Consider the following 17,889-nt stretch of genomic DNA (forward strand, 5'->3'; position numbering starts at 1 on the left):
CTTGGCCTCCGACTTGTTCGACAGCCCGAAGCCCGTCGCGAGGGGCCAGTCCCGCCCGGCCACCGCGTTGGCGACGCCGCTCGCGACGGCGACCGTCAGCACGACCCCGAGCCGTCGTCGGCGAGGAGCCCACGCCACCGCGAGCACCGACAGCCCGGCGGCCGGCCACCACGCGGCGACCCCGTTGTCCACCGGGGCGAAGGTCACCGCGACGTAGGCGAGCAGGAAGACCGCCGCCCCGAGGAGGACGATCACGAAGGGGTCGAAGCCCAGCACCCACCGGGTCAGGCGCGAGCCGTGGGAGGGCTCAGCGGTCTCGACGACCGGTGCGACCCGAGGGGCGGGCGCGACGAGGCCACCCTGCCTGCGCCCGATCGCCATCGTCCGGGCCCTCCCTCCCTCGGCCGTCCCCCGCAGGAGACATGCTGGTGGCATCCTTCCACGCGGGACCAACCCCTGCCCCGGGTGAACCTGCGCCCGCCTGCCGCTCACGCTGCGAGAATGTCCTTGTGATCCAGCCCTACCGCGAGATCCTCGCGCACCCCGGTGCGCGGGCCTTCTCCTCGGCCGGGGTGCTGGCCCGCCTGCCCATCTCGATGGTCGGCATCGGGATCATCCTCATGGTGTCCGAGGTCTACGGCTCCTACGGGCTGGCCGGCCGGGTCTCGGCCGCCTACGTGATCGCGCACGCCGTGTGCGCCCCGCAGCTCGCCCGGCTCGTGGACCGACGCGGCCAGGCCCGCGTGATGCGTCCCGCCCTGGTGGTCGCCGCGGTCGGCCTGACGGGGCTGGTGCTCACCGCCTCGGCCGAGGGCCCGACCCCCGCGCTCTACGCGTGGGCCGTGCTCGCCGGCGCCACGACCGGCTCGATCGGCGCCCTGGTCCGTGCCCGCTGGTCCCACCTGCTCTCCGACCCACGCGGCCTGCACACGGCCTACTCCCTCGAGTCGGCCCTCGACGAGATGCTCTTCGTCATCGGACCGGTCCTGGCGACGTACCTGGCGACCACCGTCGTACCCAGCGCGGGCCTGCTGGTGCCGCTGGTCGGCCTCCTGGTGGGAGGCATGCTGCTCCTCGCCCAGCGCGCCACCGAGCCGCCCCGGATCGAGCGGGACCCCGCCCAGCCGCACCGGTTCGTCATGCGCTCGGGGGGCATGGTGCTCGTGGCCGTGGTGTTCGTCGCGGTCGGGGCGATGCTCGGCGCGACCGACGTCGCGACCGTCGCCTTCGCCGAGGAGCAGGGGGCCAAGTCAGCCGCCGGGGCGATCCTCGGCACCTTCGCCCTGGGCTCGATGATCTCGGGCCTGGGGTACGGGGCCCGGCACTGGTTGAGCCCGCTGTGGCTGCGCTTCGCGATCGGCGTGGTGGCCCTCGCGGCCGGCGTCTCGCTCTTCCTCCTCGTGACGAGCCTGCCGGTCCTGGCCGCGGTCATGTTCGTGACGGGGTTCGCGATCGCCCCGACCATCATCAACGGCAACGGCCTGGTGCAGCACTTCGTCCCGCGCCGCCAGCTCACCGAGGGGTTGGCGTGGCTCGGCACCTCGCTGGGCCTGGGGCTGTCGGCCGGAGCGTCGACCGCCGGCGCCCTGATCGACCGTCAGGGGGCCCACGGCGGGTTCCTCGTCGTCGTCGGTGCGGGTGGCGGCGCGGTGATCGCGACCCTCGCCGCCCTGAGCACCCTGCGCAGCGGGACAGCGGTCCAGGACCCTGCCCCGACGACCCTCGAACCCGGACCGGAGGTCCACCCATGACCAGCGCCGACGACGCGACCAGCCCCCCTCCCCGAGGGACCGACGACGGGACCCCCGCGGACGGGCACGTCGAGCACCTCGTCGTCATGGGGGTCTCGGGCTCAGGGAAGTCGACCGTCGCCCGCCTGCTCGCCGAACGGCTCGACCGGCCCTTCGCGGAGGGGGACGACCACCACCCGGACGAGAACATCGCGGCGATGGAGGCCGGGACCCCGTTGACCGACGCCCACCGGGCGCCGTGGCTCGAGACCCTGCGGGACTGGCTCGCCGAGCGGACGGCCGCGGGGACCAGCACCGTCATGGCCTGCTCGGCGCTGCGCGTGGCCTACCGGGACGTGCTGCGCCAGGCCCCCGGACGGGTGCGCTTCGTGCACCTGGTGGGTGAGGCCGAGCTGGTGGCCGAGCGTCAGGCCGCGCGCACCGGGCACTTCATGCCCACCTCCCTCATGGAGTCCCAGGTCGCGGCCCTGCAGCCGCTCGGTCCCGAGGAGGACGGGGTGAGCGTGACGGTCGAGGCCGGGCCCGAGGGGGTCGCCGAGGCGGTGCTGCGGGAGCTCGCCGCGGACGACGCGCCCGAGCCCTGACCCCGCGGGGAGCCGACCGGGTGACGCCCGTCACGCCGTGACCGTAGGGAGGTCCCGCGCAGGGGGTGAGAAGCCGGTGGACACCTCATGTTCGGGTCGTCCGCGTCGTAGAGGGGGTGTCCCCGGGGCCGCGCCGTCGCCCCGTCCCCGACCGGAGGTACCCCCCCCATGACCAACGTCGACGTCGTCCTCAACGAGACCCTGGCGATCGAGGGTGCGGTCGCCGCCGCCCTGGTCGACTACGAGTCCGGGATGAGCCTGGGCCAGGTGGGCCACGGGGTGGACCTCGACATCGCGGCCGCGGGCAACACCGACGTCATCCGCGCCAAGCTCCGCACCATGGAGCGCCTCGGTCTGGACGACACCATCGAGGACATCCTCATCACCCTCGGCAAGCAGTACCACCTGATCCGGCTCATCCAGTCGCAGGGCGGGCTCGGCCTGTTCCTCTACGTGGTGCTCACCAAGGGCCAGGCGAACCTCGCCCTCGCCCGTCGTCAGCTCGCCAACATCGAGCGGCGCCTCGAGATCTGACGCGGCCGCCACCGAGCGCCCCTCACTCACTCGACACACGGACCCCGAGGACCCTGATGCTCGTCCGGCAGCACGCGATGCACCTGTCCGCGGCGATCCGTCATGCCATCGACGGGGTGACCCGCGTGGTCGTGGCCCGGACCGACGGCGTGGCCTTCCACGACGACGGGCCCGAGGCGGACCGCGAGAACGCGGCGGACCTCGCGGCGGCCGTCCTGGACCTCGGACGGGTGGCCGGCCGCGCCTACGGCCTGGGCGGCCCCGTCGCCACGACCCTGCGCGGGCCCGAGGGCTGCCTGGTGGCCTACGAGGTCGACGGCCTGCACGTGCTCGGCGTAGTCACCGAGCCGACCGTCAACCTCGTCCTGCTCGACCGCGTGGTGCGTCGCGAGCTGCTGGTCGTGGCCCCCGGCACGATGAGCGCCGCACCGACCCACCGCGCCTGAGCCGGAAGGGCGCGTCCCGCACGCTCCAGGCGAGACCCGCGAGACCCGCGGGGCTCAGACGACGGCCGTCCCGAAGATCGTCCCCAGCACGTGGGTCACCCCCGCGGCCCCGGCCCCGATCGCGAGCTGACGCAGGGCCCGCTGCACGGGCGGCCCGCCCGAGATGAGCCCGACGACGGCTCCGGTCGCCAGGAGCGCGAGGCCCACGGCCACCATCGCGACCAGGAGGGCGGCACCGCCCTCGAGGCCGAGCAGGAACGGCAGCACGGGGATCACCGCCCCCGAGGCGAAGAAGCAGAAGCTCGACAGCGCCGCCCCCACGTCGGTCCCCACGGCCTCGTGCTCCTCGACCGTGGTGTCGGCGTGGAACTCGCGGCTCGCCGGGCCGAGCAGGGCGATGTCGGCGAGCACCTCGTCGGCCCGATGCTGCGCGTCCTCGGCGGACATGCCACGCGCCCGGTACACGAGGGTCAGCTCGTTGGCGTCGACGTCGAGGTGGGGCAGTGCCTCGGCCGCGTCGGGGGACGGCGTCGAGGCGGCGAGGAGCTCGCGCTGGGACCGCACCGAGATGTACTCCCCGGCCCCCATCGACAGCGCCCCGGCGAGCAGGCCCGCGAGGCCCGTGAGGAGCACCACCGAGGTCGAGGTCCCGGCCGCGGCGACGCCGATCACCAGGGCGAGGTTCGAGACCAGCCCGTCGTTGGCGCCGAAGACGGCGGCCCGGAAGCTCCCCGCGAGGCGGTTGCGCCCCCGGGTGGCCAGCGCCCGGACGACCTCCTCGTGGATCCGCTCGTCCGCGGCCATGGTGGCGGTCGCGTCGACGTCGGCCTCGTAGGTCGCGCGGGCCTCGGCCCGCTGGGCGAGGGCCAGCACGAAGACGGAGCCGAAGTGCCGCGCGAGCCAGGCGAGGACCCGGAACCGCACGTCCCCGCGGCGCGGCTCACCGACGTGCTCGCCGAGGAGCTCCTCCCAGTGCGAGGCGTGCCGACCCTCGGCCTCGGCGAGGGCGAGCAGGATCTCGCGCTCCTCACCCGTCCGGCGCGAGGCGAGGTCCCGGTACACGGCGGCTTCGGCACGCTCGTCGGCCAGGTGCCGGCGCCAGCGGCGCAGCTCGTCGGAGGTGGGTGCGCTCACGCGAAGGATCCTCCCACGGGCCGTCCCGCGGGCCGTCTCTCCGTGCGAGCCCCCGTCACCCGACCGCGAGGGCCGGTCGGCCACCCTCCCAGGTGAGGGGCAGCAGGTTCATGCCCCGGTAGGTCTGCTCGCCGTACCAGGAGTGGAAGACGAGCCGAGGCTCACCGTCGGGCCCCTGGACGACGTCCTGCCCGCCGGGGCCGACGTACCTCCCGTCGAGGTCCGCCGAGCTGAAGAAGGGCTCGGGGTCCTTGGTCCACGGGCCGTCGAGGGACGGGGCCGTGGCGATGCCGATCGTGTACTCGGGGCCCCCGTACCCGTTGGCCGAGTACAGCAGCGTGAACGTGCCCTCGTGCTCGAGGAGGGTGGGCGCCTCGACGAGGTCTCCCTCCCAGGGCAGGTCCTGCTGGATCAGCCGGACCGGGTCCTCGGCGAGGGCGGTGCCGTCCTCGTCGAGGGCCGCGCGGTAGATCCAGGTGTCGTGCCCGCAGCAGTTGCCGTCGTTCTTCCACAGCAGGTGCAGGGTGCCGTCCTGCGCGCGGAAGGTCGCGGCGTCGATCGCGCCGCCCTCCTCGGGCGGGCAGAGCAGCATCTCCTCGCCGACCACCGTGAACGGCCCCTCCGGGGAGTCGGCGGTGGCGACGCCGATGCACTGAAGAGACTCCCGGAAGCTCGTCGCCGTGAAGTACATGACGTAGCTCCCGGGCTCGATCTCGGTGACCTCGGGGGCCCACGTCTTGCCCGGGATCACCCACGAGGGCAGCTCGGGCAGGGCGTCCGGCAGCGCCTGCCAGGTGACCAGGTCGGTCGAGCTCGCGAGGCGGACGTTCTGGTTGTTCCCGTTGGTCGCGTACGCGTAGTAGACGCCGTCGACCTCGAGCACGTCGGGGTCGGGGAAGTCGTCGGCGATCACCGGGTTGGGCTCGTGGGGGCCGTCGGGGGTCACGGTCGCCGGGGCAGCGTCCGTGGGAGGCGGGGCCGGGTCGTCGTCCTGCCCCGGCCCGCCGCCGTCGCACCCGGCCAGGAGCAGGGTGGCGCCGAGGGCCGCGGTGACGAGCGCCGCGCGGGCCCTCATCCCTTGAGCCCCGAGCGCGAGACACCCTCGATGATGAACCGCTGCAGGAAGACGAAGAGGACGAGCACCGGGACCGAGGCGATGACCGCACCGGCCATGAGCAGGTCGTACCGCACGGCGTTGGCCGACTGGAGGGTCGACAGCCCGGCGGGCAGGGTCTGCATCTCGGGGCTGAACAGCACGTAGACCGGCCACAGGAAGTCGTTCCAGTTGGCCAGCAGCGCGAGCAGGGCCAGGGTGGCCAGCGCCGGGCGGGACAGCGGCAGCACCACCCGGACGAAGATCTGCAGCGGGCTCGCGCCGTCGAGCCGGGCGGCCTCCTCGAGCTCCTCGGGGATCGCGAGGAAGAACTGCCGCAGGAAGAAGACGCCGAAGGCCGAGGCCGCCGTCGGGATGATCACCGCGGCGAGGGTGTTGAGCCAGCTGAGCTCCCCGACGATCAGGTAGTTCGGGATCACCAGGATCACCGGGGGCACGAAGAGGGTCGCGATGATGAGGCCGAAGACGACGTTGCGGCCCCGGAAGTGCATCCGCGCCAGGGCGTAGGCGGCCAGGGCCGCGGTGGACACGACGAGCGCCGCGTTGGCCAGCGCCGCCACGAGGCTGTTGGCGAACCACCGCAGCACCGGGGTGCCCGGGGCGGTGAGGATCGACTCGTAGGCCTGGGTCGAGAAGGGGTTGGGGATCCACGAGGGCGGGAACCCCGAGGCGTCACCGCGGGTCTTGAACGAGGTGACCAGCATGAACACGAGCGGGCTGACGAACACCAGCCCGAGCACGACCAGCAGGGTGTAGCGCACCACGGTGCGTGGGGTCCTCATCTCAGCCCTTCCTCTCGCGGAACAGCCAGAAGATCCCGACGCTGAGCACCATGAGGAACAGGGTCAGGACGTAGCTCATGGCGGCGGCGCTGCCCATCTGGAAGTTGCGCAGCCCGGTCTCGGCGATCTGGTAGATCGCGGTGCGGGTCTCGCGGCCCGGCCCGCCCTGGGTGATGAGGTAGGACTGCCCGAACATGTTGGCCGAGGCGATGATCGTGATCATCGTGACGAAGGCCAGCACGGGGCGCAGGCCGGGCAGCGTGACGTTGACGAACTGCTGCCACGCGCTCGCGCCGTCGACCCGGGCGGCCTCGTAGAGCTCGCGCGGGATGTCCTGCAGGGCCGCGAGGTAGATGACCGAGTTGTAGCCCAGCGTCCACCACACCGTGACGCCGACCAGGGCCACCCAGGCCGCGGGGGTCGACGTCGTCCAGGCCGTGTCGTCCGGCAGGCCGAGGAGACCCGCGTAGTAGTTGATCAGCCCGATGTTGGCGTCGAGCAGGTAGCGCCAGACGACGGCGACCACGGCCACCCCGAGCACGTAGGGCGCGAAGTACACGGCCCGGAACAGGTTGCGTCCGGGGAAGCGCTGGTTCATCACGAGCGCCACGACCAGCGGCAGCACCAGCAGCAGCGGCACGCTGGCCACCGTGAAGATGCCGGTGGCCTGCATCGAGCTCCAGAAGGTCTCGTAGATCGTGGAACCGGGGTCCAGCAGGGCCTGGTAGTTCTCGAGCCCGACGAACGGCTTGCCGGGCAGCGTGTAGTCCCAGCGGTGCAGGCTGATCCACCCGCCCAGCACGACCGGCAGGATCACGAAGCCGCCGAACAGGAGCAGGTAGGGCGCCAGGAAGAGCCACGGCGTGACCTTCCCGTGCTTGGCGACGCCACGTCGTGGCGTCCGAGGCCCCCGGTCGACGGAGTCAGCAGTGCTGACCGCGTCCCCGGGCGCCACGACGGGCGTCGTCCTCATCTCAGCCTCCGAAGCTCTCGCGGTTCTGCTCGATGAGCTCGGCGCCCTGGGTCTGCGCCCGCTCGAGGGCCGCACCGGGCTCGAGGGAGCCCAGCACCGCCTCGGCGATCGCCGGCTCGAGGGCGTCAGCGGTCACGGTGCCGAGGCCCGGCACCGACGGGAGGAAGCGCATGTCCTCGATGAGCTCGGCGATGGGCTCCTGGAAGGTGCCCTCGAGGCCGCCCTCGTCGCGCACCGACTGGCGTGCCGGGATCATCGCGGCCCCGGCCCAGTCGGCCGAGTGCTCGCTCATCCAGGCGATGAAGACCTGCGCCGCGGCGTACTTGTTCTCGTCCTCGCTCGCCTGACGGGTCATGAAGAACTGGTGCGAGCTGGCCCAGACGGCCGCCTCGTCGAAGATCGTCGGCACGGGGGCGATGCCCCACTCCATGCCCGATCCCTCGAGGTCGTTGATCTGCCAGATGCCGTCCCAGGTGATCGAGGTCTCACCGTTCTTGAAGGCGACGTACTGGGAGTCGATCGCCACGTCCGAGGGGCTGTAGCCCTCGTCGACGATCATGCGCTGCCACTCGAGGGCCTCGACCGCCTCGGGGGAGCTGAGCGTGGCCTCGCTGCCGTCGGCGCCGTAGGGCTCGCCGCCGTTCTGCCACAGCAGCGTCAGGAACATCAGGTGGCTGGGCCACAGGGAGGGCATCCAGAACGGGTCCTCGTAGCCCGCGTCCTGGAGCGCGTCGAGGGCGGCCATGAAGGAGGCCTCGTCGGTCGGGGGCTCGGTGATCCCGGCCGCCTCGAAGTGCTCGACGTTGTAGTACATCGCCAGGGAGTGGACGTCCAGGGGGATGCCGTAGCGCTGGTCGTCGTAGGTGCCGGCGTCCCAGACCTCCGCGGTGAAGTCGTCCTCGGTCAGCTCGAGGGCCTCGGCGACCTCGTCGAGCGGGACGATGACGTTGCGGGCCGCGTTGGTCGAGAGCTGGTCCACGTGCATGACGCCGACGTCGGGGCCCTCCCCCGCGTTCACGGCCGCCGGGACCCGCTGGTAGAAGTCGGCCCACTGGATGGTGTTGGGCGTGATGGTGATGTTCTCGTGCTCGCCGTTGAACTCGTCGACGAGGCTCTGCATGAACGGCCCGTCGCCGCCGGTGAAGCCGTTCCAGTAGGAGAGCTCGACGGCCGGGCCGTCGTACTCCCCGGTGAACTCCCCGGCCCCCTCGGGGGCGCCGCCGCCCTGGGCGGCCTCCTCGGGGGTGGTCCCGCCACCGCAGGCCGCGAGGGCCAGGACGGCGGTCAGGGTGGCTGCTCCCGCGGCCAGTCCCCGCCGGGTGCGGTCACGCCGTGGCGCTGTGGTTCTCATCATTGAGCTCCTCGTCAGAGGTCGACCGGGCACTGCCCCAGCGGACGTCGGTGCCGGCTGGGTAAACCTTGTACCGATGTTCTTACCCCATCCGGGTAAACCTTGTACAGACCTCGTGGTAAACCTTGTACCGCTGGCCTGCACTGGCTAGCGTGAACCCGCCGGGTCGGTCCGCCAGCCGGGCACCCCCATCGGCACGAGGAGGCGACGATGACGCGGATCCGGTTGCAGGACGTGGCCGAGCGCGCCGGCGTCTCGATCAAGACGGTCTCCAACGTCGTCAACGGCAAGGGCGTCATCACCGACGCGACCAGGCTGCGCGTCGAGGAGGCCCTCGCCGCGCTGCAGTACCGCCCCAACGTCGCAGCCCGGCACCTGCGCCAGGGTCGCAGCGGGATGATCGCCGTCGCCCTGCCCGAGCTGAACCAGCCCTACTTCGCCGAGATCGCCAGCGAGCTCGTGCGGGCGGCCAAGGCCTGCCAGCTCACCGTCCTGCTCAACCAGACCGACGGCGCGGCCGCCTCCGAGCGGGCGATCAGCGACGGCATCGACATGCCCCTCATGGACGGCCTCATCATGAGCCCGCTGGCCCTGACCGCCGAGGACCTGCGGCACCGCGTGGACAGCGCGCCGATCGTGCTGCTCGGCGAGCACGTCGGGGACGACTCCCCCTTCCCGCACGTCGCGATCGACAACCGCGCGGCTGCCCGGACGGCGACCGAGCACCTCCTCGGGCTCGGCCGGGACCGCGTCGCCGCGATCGGCGCGAAGCGTACGGGCGCGACGGACGCCACCCCGGCTGAGACCGCCGAGCTACGGCTGGCGGGGTACCGCGAGGCCCTCGAGGCGGCCGGCCGGCCCTGGCGCCACGAGCTGGTCGCCGAGGTGGGGGACTTCCACCGGTCCGACGGCGCCGCGGCCATGCACCGCCTCCTCGACCTCCCGGACCCGCCCGACGCGGTGTTCTGCTTCAACGACCTGCTGGCCCTCGGTGCCCTGCGCGCCCTGAGGGACCGCGGGATGGCCGCCCCGGACGACGTCGCGGTGATCGGCATCGACGACGTCGAGGAGGGGCGCTTCTCGACCCCGAGCCTGAGCACCGTGGCCCCCGACAAGCGCGGGATCGCCGAGACCGCGATCGACCTGCTGCTGGGCACCGGGGGCACCCCCGACGACGCCCCCCGCGGTGCGCCGCGCACCGCGATCGCCGACCACCAGCTCATCGCGCGTGAGAGCACGCTCGGCCCCGGAGGAACCCCGTGACCACCACCACCACGCAGGCGCGCACCACGACCCAGGCGACCGCCACGCCGCACGCGAGCCCACGGGCCAGCACCCAGGACGGCACCTACCCGCGCCCGCAGCTGCTGCGGCCCCGGTGGGCCGACCTGGGCGGGCCCTGGCAGTACGTCGCCGACCCCGAGGACCTCGGCCTGGACGCACGCTGGTGGGAGTCCGCGGCGCGCAGCCCGTTCAGCCGCACCATCGAGGTGCCCTTCCCGCCTGAGTCCTCCGCCTCAGGGATCGGCGAGACCGCCCACCAGCGCGTGGTCTGGTACCGACGCACCCTGACCGGCGCAGACCTGGCCGCTGCGGGCCGTGGCTCCCAGGGCGAGCGCGTGCTGCTGCACGTCGGAGCGGTCGACCACCGGGCCGACGTCTGGCTCGACGGGCAGCACCTCGGCAGCCACGAGGGAGGTCAGACGCCCTTCTCCTTCGACGTCACCGCCCACGTCGCGGGGCTCGACCCCGACGCGGCGGGCCTCGAGCTCGTGGTGCGCGCCGAGGACGACCCGCTCGACGTCGCCCAGCCCCGGGGCAAGCAGGACTGGCGGCACGAGCCGCACTCGATCTGGTACGACCGCACCACCGGCATCTGGCAGCCGGTGTGGCTCGAGGCCGCGCCGGCGCTCCACCTGACCGCAATCGCCTGGGAGACCGACCTGCCCGACGGCTCCGTCACGCTGACCGCCCGTCTGAGCGTCCCGCCCCCCGCGGGCACCACCCTCGCGGTCCGGCTCGAGCACGACGGCGAGCTCCTCGCCGAGCAGCAGGTCGCCGTCCTGTCCCGGGACCTGCGCGTGCGCATCGACCTGCCGCGCCAGGCCAACGGCCAGCAGTACGAGGAGCTGCTGTGGTCTCCCGAGAGGCCGACCCTGGTCGACGCGGTCCTCACCCTCACCCCGCCCGGCGAGGCGTCGCCCGACGTCGTCGCCTCGTACCTGGGCCTACGCAGCGTGGGCGTCGCGCACGGCCGGTTCCTGCTCAACGACCGCCCGTACTACCTGCGCTCGGTCCTCGAGCAGGGGTTCTGGCCCGAGAGCCACCTCGCCGCGCCCAGCGCCGAGGCCTTGCGCACCGAGGTCCAGCTCATCAAGGACCTGGGGTTCAACGCGGCCCGCATCCACCAGAAGGCCGAGGACCCGCGGCTGCTCTTCTGGGCCGACCGGCTCGGTCTGGCCCTGTGGGCCGAGACCGCCAACGCCTACGCCTACTCCCCGCGCTCGGTCGAGCTGCTCACCCGGGAGTGGCTCGAGCTGGTCCGTCGGGACCGCTCGCACCCCTCGATCGTCACCTGGGTGCCGCTCAACGAGAGCTGGGGGGTCCAGCACGGTGCGCACGACGTGGCCCAGCAGCACTACGGGTTGGGCCTGGCACACCTCACCCGCGCCGTGGACCCCACCCGCCCCGTCGTCTCGAACGACGGCTGGGAGCACACCGACTCCGACATCTGGACGGTGCACGACTACGCCGAGCGCGGCGAGGAGCTCCGCGAGCGCTACGGCACCCCCGAGGCCGTCGCGGCGCTCTTGGCTGGAATCGGCCCGGCCGGGCGGCGGATCCGCCTCACCGACGCGGCCCCCGTCCACGACCGCGGTCAGCCGCTCATGCTCACCGAGTTCGGTGGCGTCAGCTACGCCGGAGGGCGCGACGACGCCTGGGGCTACTCGACGGCGACCGACGACGAGGACTTCGCCGAGCGGGTGGGCGACCTGCTCGGTGCGATCCGCGCCTGCCGACCCGTCGCAGGGTTCTGCTGGACCCAGCTGACCGACACCGGCCAGGAGACCAACGGCCTGCTCCGGGCCGACCGCAGCCCCAAGCTGCCGGTCGAGGTGCTCCGCCAGCTCGTCACCGGGGAGCCGGGGTCGACAGAGGCCAGGTAACGCCCCTGATCGACCCCGATGGCCGTGAGCCCCCTGTGCGGGGCCGATTCGGGTCACATAGCGACCCTGATCGACCCCGATCGCGCGCCTTGACAGGGCCCCGGCGCTCCTGACGTCGGAAATGCCGCCGCCAGGAGGCCGTGCTCGGTATCAAGCAGTGCTCAGTCGTCAGCGAGGTACAGGTCGCTTCGGGCGTCGAGAACCTCGGCGACGTCTCGTGCGTCAGGATGCAGGGCGGCCTTGAGGCACTGCGCGCCCCCATCCTCGCGCAGCGGGGGCAACGCACGGGATCAGTCGCGCTCCCAAGGCGGCTCGTCGCCCATCGCGTCGTAGTACTTCGCGAGATGGCTACGGACACGGTCGATGTCCCGAGGCGGCAGGTCGATACCGCCGCGGGAGCCCTGCATGACGGCGCCGGCAGCCATGACGCCTCGCGGCACGGCGTGGAGCTCACCGTCGATCACATCGGCGACCAGCATCTTGTACGAGCCGAAGTTCTCCTTGGCATCGGCGTCGTACCAGACGTGCGCGTCGCGGTACTTCTCGTTCGGCCCCTCCTCAGCACCGGCCCACGAGCGCACGCGGCTCTCCGCGGCGCCGCCGTCCCACTCGCGGTCGCGGTCGGCCAGAGGCAGGTCCTGAAAGGCGGTGACAGCCATGGCGATCCTCCGTCATCTCGCAGCGCTGGGCGTGACCTGCTCGGCCTCAGGTGCCCGGCCTCAGGTGCTCGGCGTCAGGGCCCGCAGCTTCGCGAGCAGGGGCTCGGCCGCCTCGTCGAGGAACTGCTGCTGCTTCTCGTCGCCGATCTGGACGATCGCGAGGTCGGTGTAGCCCGCGTCCAGGTAGGCCTGCGCTGCCTCGGCCACCGCGTCCAGGTCCGGCCCGCAGGGGATCGAGCCGGCGACGTCCTCGGGGGTGACGAACTGCGCGGCGGACTCGAAGGCCTCGGTGGTGGGCAGGTCCGCGTTGACCTTCCAGCCCAGGCCGAACCAGCGGAACTGGTCGTGGGCCCGCGCCACCGCGGCGTCACGGTCCGGGTCCCAGCTGATGGGCATCTGCGCGATCTTGCGTGAGGCCCCCAGGCCTGCCTCGGAGCGCACCGCGTCCCAGCGCTCGATCATCGAGGCCTCGGGCTCGGTGCTGACCAGGTGGTCCACGGCCGCGGCGAAACGCTCGATGGACTGCGGGCCAGACACCGCGGCACCGATCTCGATGCGCTCGTCAGGCAGGTCCCACAGCTTGGCCGAGTCGACCCGGAAGTGCGCGCCCTGGAAGGTGAGCCGCTCCCCGGCGAGCAGGGCACGGATGATCTCGATGGCCTCCTCGAGCATGTCGTGCCGCTCGCCGACAGCCGGCCAGCGCTCGCCGATGACGTGCTCGTTGAGGTTCTCCCCCGCGCCCACGTTGAGCTGGAAGCGCCCCTCGCTGAGCACCCCCAGGGTCGCGGCCTGCTGGGCGACCAGGGCCGGGTGGTAACGCATGATCGGCGCCGTGACGTAGGTCATCAGCTCGATGCTGCTCGTGGCCTGCGCCGCGGCGCCCAGCATCGCCCAGGCGTTCGGGGCGTGGCCCTGGCTGTCGAGCCACGGGAAGTAGTGGTCGCTCGAGACGGCGAAGTCGAAGCCGGTGCGCTCGGCGCCGGTCGCGTAGCGGACCAGCTCGCGCGGGCCGCTCTGCTCGGTCATGAGGGTGTAGCCGAATCGGGTCATGCCTCGAGCCTCACCCCGGCGCGGGCGGGCCGCATCTCGAACGGACGGTCGCCGGACCGCCGGCCCGCACCCGGCCGAGCAACACCGGGCTGATCAGCATCGGGTCGATCAGCACCCGGCCGACTCGTAGCGGCAGAGCCCCTCCCACGCGGCCATCGACTCGGCGAGAACGGCCTCACGCACCTCGGCCACGTTGCCCTCGCCCCCCTCAGACGCGACGAGGGCGACGGCGTTGCCCCGGCGGAAGGTCGCCAGGTAGGTGCCGATGACGCCGTCGAGGTCACCCCCCTCGGCCGTCCCGTAGTAGTCCGACGCGAGGCCGTGACCCTGCGCCCCGACCTCGACCGGCTCGAGGAGATAGGTGGTGGCGGCCTCGGCGGGGGCGTCGGCGCACTCCTGCATCGCGGCGACCAGGTCATCGGCGGCAGCGACGGCCTGATCGGCGTCGGCGAAGACCGCGACCTGGTGCACCGCCACGGGGGCCTCGAGCTCCCCCGTGCCCCAGGAGACGGTGCGCATCGCCGTCGCAGCCTCAGGCACGGGATCGCTGCACATCAGGCGCCAGGCGGTGACCTCGTCGGCCTCCTCGCGGGGCTCGGCCTCGACGGCGAGCCCGCTGGTCGTCGGAAGCACGTCGGCCGGTAGGTCGGTCGGGGTCGCGGCGGGGGCCTCGGTCGGCTCGGGGTCCGGGGCCTCGGTGGTGGGCTCAGGTTCCGGGGTGTCGGTCTGCGGGGTGGTCGCGGCCGGCGTCTCCTCGGGGTCGTCCTGAGCGGTGCACCCCGCGAGCACCACGGTGAGGACGGCCAGGGAGGTGACGGCTCGTGTCGCTCTCATGGCTTCCACCCTGGAACAGCTCGGCGGAGGTGTCATCCGTTCGCAGGTGGACCCGCCTCCCCCCCGGGACGGACGACCCGCACGCTCAGCCGGCCCAGGCCTCCGTCTCGGTGCTCACCGGCTGGCCGGTCCGCGCGGCCTCCTCGACGGCGAGGGCCACGAGGTGGTCCTGGCAGGCCTCGGCGAGCGGGTACGGCGGCTCGCCCTGGCCACGCACCCAGGCCCCCGTCCGTTCGAGCAGGGTGGCGACGGCGATGTCGTCGTCGCTGAGCCGTGCCCCGACGAACGGGTTCCGGTAGACCACGCGCCCTTCGAAGGACAGGTGCTCCAGGTCGTAGCCGTCGAGGTCCTGCCCGACGCCGGTCTGGCTCCGCACCAGGGGAGAGTCGACCACGGTCTCGCCGTCGAGCCAGCGGGTGACGCGGTCGTCGAGGAGCTCGCCGTGGCTGCCGCGCACCAGCAGACGGTCGGCGCGCAGCGGGTTGTGCCACTGGTTGTCGGTGAAGTCGTAGAGCGCGCTGCGCCCCTCGCCGAGGTCGAGCAGGGCGAGGATGGTGGACACCTCCGCGGGGTCGGTGTCCCCCGTCCACCCGGCGCGGGTGCGCGGGTTGACCAGGGGCGCCGCGAAGCGCTGCGCCGTGATGCGCACCGGCCCGAACCCGGCCCCCAGCAGCCGGCGGATCACCGCGACCGCGTGGTACATGTGCGTCGAGGAGATGTGCACCGAGGTCACCTGGCCGATCGCACCGTCTTGCAGCAGCCGGTGGCGGGCGTCGTGGGCCGGCATGACGGGGCTGTGCTCGGCGACCTGGACCAGGCCCGAGGAGCCGACCTGCTCCCACAGGGCCCGTAGGCCCGCCGCGTCAGGGGCGGGCGGGGTCTCGGCCAGCACGGGGACCCCGGCCTCGACGAGCTCACGGGTCACGACGGGCGTCACGTCCCACGGCACCGAGACGACGACCACCTCAGGCTCGGTGGCCGCGAGCAGGTCCGTGACGGTGCGGAAGGTCGGCGCTCCCCAGCGGGCCGTCACCTCGGCGCCACGCTGCGCGGTCCGGGACACCACCCCCACCACGGCGAACCTCTCGGGCATCAGCACGGCCATCCGCAGGAAGAACTCGGCCCGCCACCCGCTGCCCACGACGGCGAAGCGCACCGGCCCCCCGGCGTCACCCCCGGTCGCGGTGGCGGTCGGGCGGGGAGCTCCCGCGCGGTCGGGGGCGGCGTCGTCGCTCATGGCCCCATCCTCACCCGCTCCACGGCTCCGGGCCCGTCCAGCGGGCTCCCAGGATCTCGACGTAGAGTCGTCGCGTCCGCGCGAGCGGACCATCACCGCGGGGCCACCCGCGTCCGACGACGAAGGAAGTGCCGTGCGCCGACTGGCCGCCGCCCTGATCGCCAGCAGCCTGCTCCTCGCAGGGTGCTCCTCCGACGAGCCCGAGGAGTCCACCGAGACCTCCGACGAGGCTCCCGAGGAGACCACCGACGGCACCACCGAGGCCAGCCCCGAGGACGTCGCGGCCCTCGAGGCCGTCACGGTCGAGGGCGAGATCGGCGAGGAGCCGACCCTGACCTTCGACCAGCCCTTCGAGATCACGAACCCCGTCGCCCTGGTCGAGACCGAGGGCACCGGCGAGGAGTTCCCCGCCGACGCGCAGCTCGCCGTCGACGCCGTCACCTACTCGGGGGAGGACGGCACGGTCGTGAACTCCACCTGGGAGAACGGCGCCACCGACTCCCTGCCACTGGGCGACCCGCAGATCTTCCCGGCGATCGTCGACGTCATGGCCGGGCAGTCGGTCGGCTCGCGGGTGCTGTTCGCCTCCCCGGCGGTCGAGTCCGAGCAGGGCAGCCAGCCGGCCCTCGTCATGGCCATCGAGGTCGTCGAGGTCGTCCCGACCCGCGCCGAGGGTGAGGCCGTCGAGCCCCCCGAGGGCCTGCCGGGCGTGACTCTCGCCGAGGACGGCGCCCCCACCATCGAGATCCCCGAGGGCTACGAGGACCCGACCGAGCTCGTCGTCCAGCCGCTGATCGAGGGCTCGGGCGCCGCGGTCGAGGCCGGCCAGACCGTGACCTTCCAGTACCACGGCGTCACCACCAGCGACGGTGAGGTCTTCGACTCCTCGTGGGAGAACGGCTCGCCCTTCACGACGACGATCGGCACCGGCGCGGTCATCGCCGGCTGGGACGAGGGCCTGGTCGGTCAGACGGTCGGCAGCCAGGTGCTCCTGGTCATCCCGCCCGAGCAGGCCTACGGCGCCGCCCCCGAGGACGAGGAGGCCGAGGAGACGGCCCACGCCCTCGCCGGCGAGACCCTGGTCTTCGTGGTCGACATCCTCGCGATCAGCTGAGCTGGCGTCGTGGAGAACCTGACCCTGTGGTGGGACGGCTGGGACCCGATCATCCGGATCGGCGTGATCGGCACGCTGGGCTACATCTGGCTGGTGATGCTGCTGCGCACCACCGGTCCGCGCAACATGGCCAAGATGACGCCGTTCGACTTCGTGCTCACGGTGACCCTGGGCTCGGCCTTCGGGCGGGTGCTGACGGCCCGTGAGGTGACGGTGAGCGAGGCTGTCGTCACGTTCACGCTGCTCGTCGCCCTGCAGTGGTTGCTGGCCTACCTGCGGCGCAGCTCGCGGGGCTTCACCAAGCTCGTCGACCCCGGCCCCACCCTGCTGTTCCACGACGGCCAGCCCGTCGAGAAGGCCATGCGGCGGCACCGGTTCACCGAGTCCGACCTGCACTCGGCCGCCCGGGAGAACGGCCTCGGCTCCCTCGAGGACGTCGCGGTGGTGATCCTCCAGGCCGACGGGACCTTCGCCGTCATCCCCGCCTCGGCGATGGGTGACGGCTCGGCGGTCAAGCCCTACCTGGGGTCCTGAGCCCGAACAGGCTGGGCGGCGCGGGCCTCACCGACTGCCCTAGTCCTCGCAGAGCGGAAGCTCGTCCGGGGGCTCGACCGCGAACCACGCGGCGAGCTCGACGTCCAGGGTCCGGGTCGTCGTCCCGGCGAAGGACGCCACCTCCACCTCGATCCCGCGCAGGCCCCGCTCGACCGTCGTCCCACCCCATCCGCACTGGAGCTGGCTCAGCTCGACCCAGATCTGGGCCCGCTCGCCGGGGGCGAGGGCGATGCTCTCGACGGCTCGCCCTGAGTCGGGAGGCCGCAGCTCGACCCTGGCGTCGAGGCCGTCGTCGGCCTGGACCACCCGCGGGTGGCTCAGCTCGACCCGCGTCCGACCACGGTTCGTGACGTCCACGCCGGTCATGCTGATCCCGGCGACCTCGTCGACCACGATCTCGTCCTGACCGGGGCCCACGGTGATGCCCCCGAGCACTCGACGTTCACCAGCCCCCTCCACCTCGAGCCGAGGGGCCGCCACCAGCCAGACCGCGATGCCCAGGAGGAAGGCGGTCACCAGGCCGGCCAGGACGAGGGCGCCCCGGCGTGAGGTCAGCCGAGCTCTCAGGGTTGGCACGGACGCACTGTTCCAGGTCAGGGCCCCG

General features: G+C 72.8%; 19 protein-coding genes. 8 read left to right on the plus strand and 11 right to left on the minus strand.

Annotation, left to right across the window (positions count from 1 at the left end; translation table 11 throughout):
* Positions 1 to 381 (minus strand): hypothetical protein (locus L0B03_RS01315; RefSeq protein ID WP_250443066.1); only part of this gene is annotated, 381 nt, incomplete at its 3' end.
* A 128-nt stretch (positions 382 to 509) separates the two neighbouring features.
* On the opposite strand from L0B03_RS01315, the gene L0B03_RS01320 reads away from it, so the two are divergent.
* The 4 genes from L0B03_RS01320 (at position 510) to L0B03_RS01335 (ending at position 3,315) form a co-directional block, all read left to right on the plus strand.
* Positions 510 to 1,751, plus strand: a complete 1,242-nt coding sequence (locus L0B03_RS01320) for an MFS transporter (RefSeq protein ID WP_250443068.1) — start codon at positions 510 to 512, stop codon at positions 1,749 to 1,751.
* Positions 1,748 to 2,335 (plus strand): gluconokinase, encoded by a 588-nt coding sequence (locus tag L0B03_RS01325; RefSeq protein ID WP_250443071.1) that lies wholly within the window; start codon positions 1,748 to 1,750, stop codon positions 2,333 to 2,335. The genes L0B03_RS01320 and L0B03_RS01325 overlap by 4 nt, the downstream gene beginning before the upstream one ends.
* 168 nt (positions 2,336 to 2,503) lie before the next feature.
* On the plus strand, positions 2,504 to 2,869 hold the full coding sequence (locus tag L0B03_RS01330) for a hypothetical protein (RefSeq protein WP_250443074.1): 366 nt from the start codon (positions 2,504 to 2,506) through the stop codon (positions 2,867 to 2,869).
* Between the two features lie 56 nt (positions 2,870 to 2,925).
* The gene (locus tag L0B03_RS01335; protein ID WP_250443076.1) at positions 2,926 to 3,315 is read left to right on the plus strand and encodes a dynein regulation protein LC7; all 390 of its coding nucleotides are present in this window, start codon (positions 2,926 to 2,928) and stop codon (positions 3,313 to 3,315) included.
* Between the two features lie 54 nt (positions 3,316 to 3,369).
* Here the strand turns inward: L0B03_RS01335 and L0B03_RS01340 are convergent, their stop codons facing one another.
* Genes L0B03_RS01340 through L0B03_RS01360 form a run of 5 tightly spaced genes read right to left on the minus strand, consistent with a single transcriptional unit; the run spans position 3,370 to position 8,669 of the window.
* The gene (locus tag L0B03_RS01340) at positions 3,370 to 4,458 is read right to left on the minus strand and encodes a VIT1/CCC1 family protein (protein WP_374204856.1); all 1,089 of its coding nucleotides are present in this window, start codon (positions 4,456 to 4,458) and stop codon (positions 3,370 to 3,372) included.
* A 46-nt stretch (positions 4,459 to 4,504) separates the two neighbouring features.
* Positions 4,505 to 5,524, minus strand: a complete 1,020-nt coding sequence (locus tag L0B03_RS01345; protein ID WP_250443084.1) for a glycoside hydrolase family 43 protein — start codon at positions 5,522 to 5,524, stop codon at positions 4,505 to 4,507.
* A complete protein-coding gene (locus L0B03_RS01350) occupies positions 5,521 to 6,345 on the minus strand; it encodes a carbohydrate ABC transporter permease (RefSeq protein WP_250443086.1) in 825 nt (274 codons plus the stop codon). The genes L0B03_RS01345 and L0B03_RS01350 overlap by 4 nt, the downstream gene beginning before the upstream one ends.
* Position 6,346: 1 nt before the next feature.
* Positions 6,347 to 7,318 (minus strand): carbohydrate ABC transporter permease, encoded by a 972-nt coding sequence (locus L0B03_RS01355; RefSeq protein WP_250443089.1) that lies wholly within the window; start codon positions 7,316 to 7,318, stop codon positions 6,347 to 6,349.
* A gap of 1 nt (position 7,319) precedes the next feature.
* Complete coding sequence (locus L0B03_RS01360; protein ID WP_250443092.1) at positions 7,320 to 8,669, minus strand: ABC transporter substrate-binding protein; 1,350 nt, start codon at positions 8,667 to 8,669, stop codon at positions 7,320 to 7,322.
* Between the two features lie 210 nt (positions 8,670 to 8,879).
* Between L0B03_RS01360 and L0B03_RS01365 the strand changes: the two genes are divergently transcribed.
* Complete coding sequence (locus L0B03_RS01365; RefSeq protein ID WP_250443096.1) at positions 8,880 to 9,932, plus strand: LacI family DNA-binding transcriptional regulator; 1,053 nt, start codon at positions 8,880 to 8,882, stop codon at positions 9,930 to 9,932.
* Positions 9,929 to 11,836: a glycoside hydrolase family 2 protein gene (locus L0B03_RS01370; protein WP_250443098.1), complete on the plus strand. Its 1,908-nt coding sequence runs from the start codon at positions 9,929 to 9,931 to the stop codon at positions 11,834 to 11,836. Before L0B03_RS01365 ends, L0B03_RS01370 begins: the two co-directional genes overlap by 4 nt.
* Before the next feature lie 290 nt (positions 11,837 to 12,126).
* On the opposite strand, the gene L0B03_RS01375 is transcribed toward L0B03_RS01370, so the two are convergent.
* From L0B03_RS01375 to L0B03_RS01390, 4 genes are all read right to left on the minus strand, one after another.
* Complete coding sequence (locus tag L0B03_RS01375; protein WP_250443101.1) at positions 12,127 to 12,495, minus strand: hypothetical protein; 369 nt, start codon at positions 12,493 to 12,495, stop codon at positions 12,127 to 12,129.
* Positions 12,496 to 12,555: 60 nt separating this feature from the next.
* Positions 12,556 to 13,545: a TIGR03557 family F420-dependent LLM class oxidoreductase gene (locus tag L0B03_RS01380; RefSeq protein WP_250443104.1), complete on the minus strand. Its 990-nt coding sequence runs from the start codon at positions 13,543 to 13,545 to the stop codon at positions 12,556 to 12,558.
* A gap of 108 nt (positions 13,546 to 13,653) precedes the next feature.
* The gene (locus tag L0B03_RS01385) at positions 13,654 to 14,379 is read right to left on the minus strand and encodes a hypothetical protein (RefSeq protein WP_250443106.1); all 726 of its coding nucleotides are present in this window, start codon (positions 14,377 to 14,379) and stop codon (positions 13,654 to 13,656) included.
* An 85-nt stretch (positions 14,380 to 14,464) separates the two neighbouring features.
* On the minus strand, positions 14,465 to 15,616 hold the full coding sequence (locus tag L0B03_RS01390) for a Gfo/Idh/MocA family protein (protein WP_250443109.1): 1,152 nt from the start codon (positions 15,614 to 15,616) through the stop codon (positions 14,465 to 14,467).
* Positions 15,617 to 15,749: 133 nt separating this feature from the next.
* Between L0B03_RS01390 and L0B03_RS01395 the strand changes: the two genes are divergently transcribed.
* Complete coding sequence (locus tag L0B03_RS01395; RefSeq protein WP_250443112.1) at positions 15,750 to 16,730, plus strand: FKBP-type peptidyl-prolyl cis-trans isomerase; 981 nt, start codon at positions 15,750 to 15,752, stop codon at positions 16,728 to 16,730.
* 9 nt (positions 16,731 to 16,739) lie between these two features.
* A complete protein-coding gene (locus L0B03_RS01400; RefSeq protein WP_250443114.1) occupies positions 16,740 to 17,264 on the plus strand; it encodes a YetF domain-containing protein in 525 nt (174 codons plus the stop codon).
* Between the two features lie 39 nt (positions 17,265 to 17,303).
* Here the strand turns inward: L0B03_RS01400 and L0B03_RS01405 are convergent, their stop codons facing one another.
* Positions 17,304 to 17,861 carry a hypothetical protein gene (locus L0B03_RS01405; RefSeq protein WP_250443117.1) on the minus strand — a complete coding sequence of 186 codons (558 nt, stop codon included), beginning with the start codon at positions 17,859 to 17,861 and terminating at the stop codon, positions 17,304 to 17,306.
* Positions 17,862 to 17,889 lie beyond the last annotated feature (28 nt).

It is taken from the genome of Actinotalea sp. C106, assembly GCF_023630195.1.
Taxonomy (GTDB): domain Bacteria; phylum Actinomycetota; class Actinomycetes; order Actinomycetales; family Cellulomonadaceae; genus Actinotalea.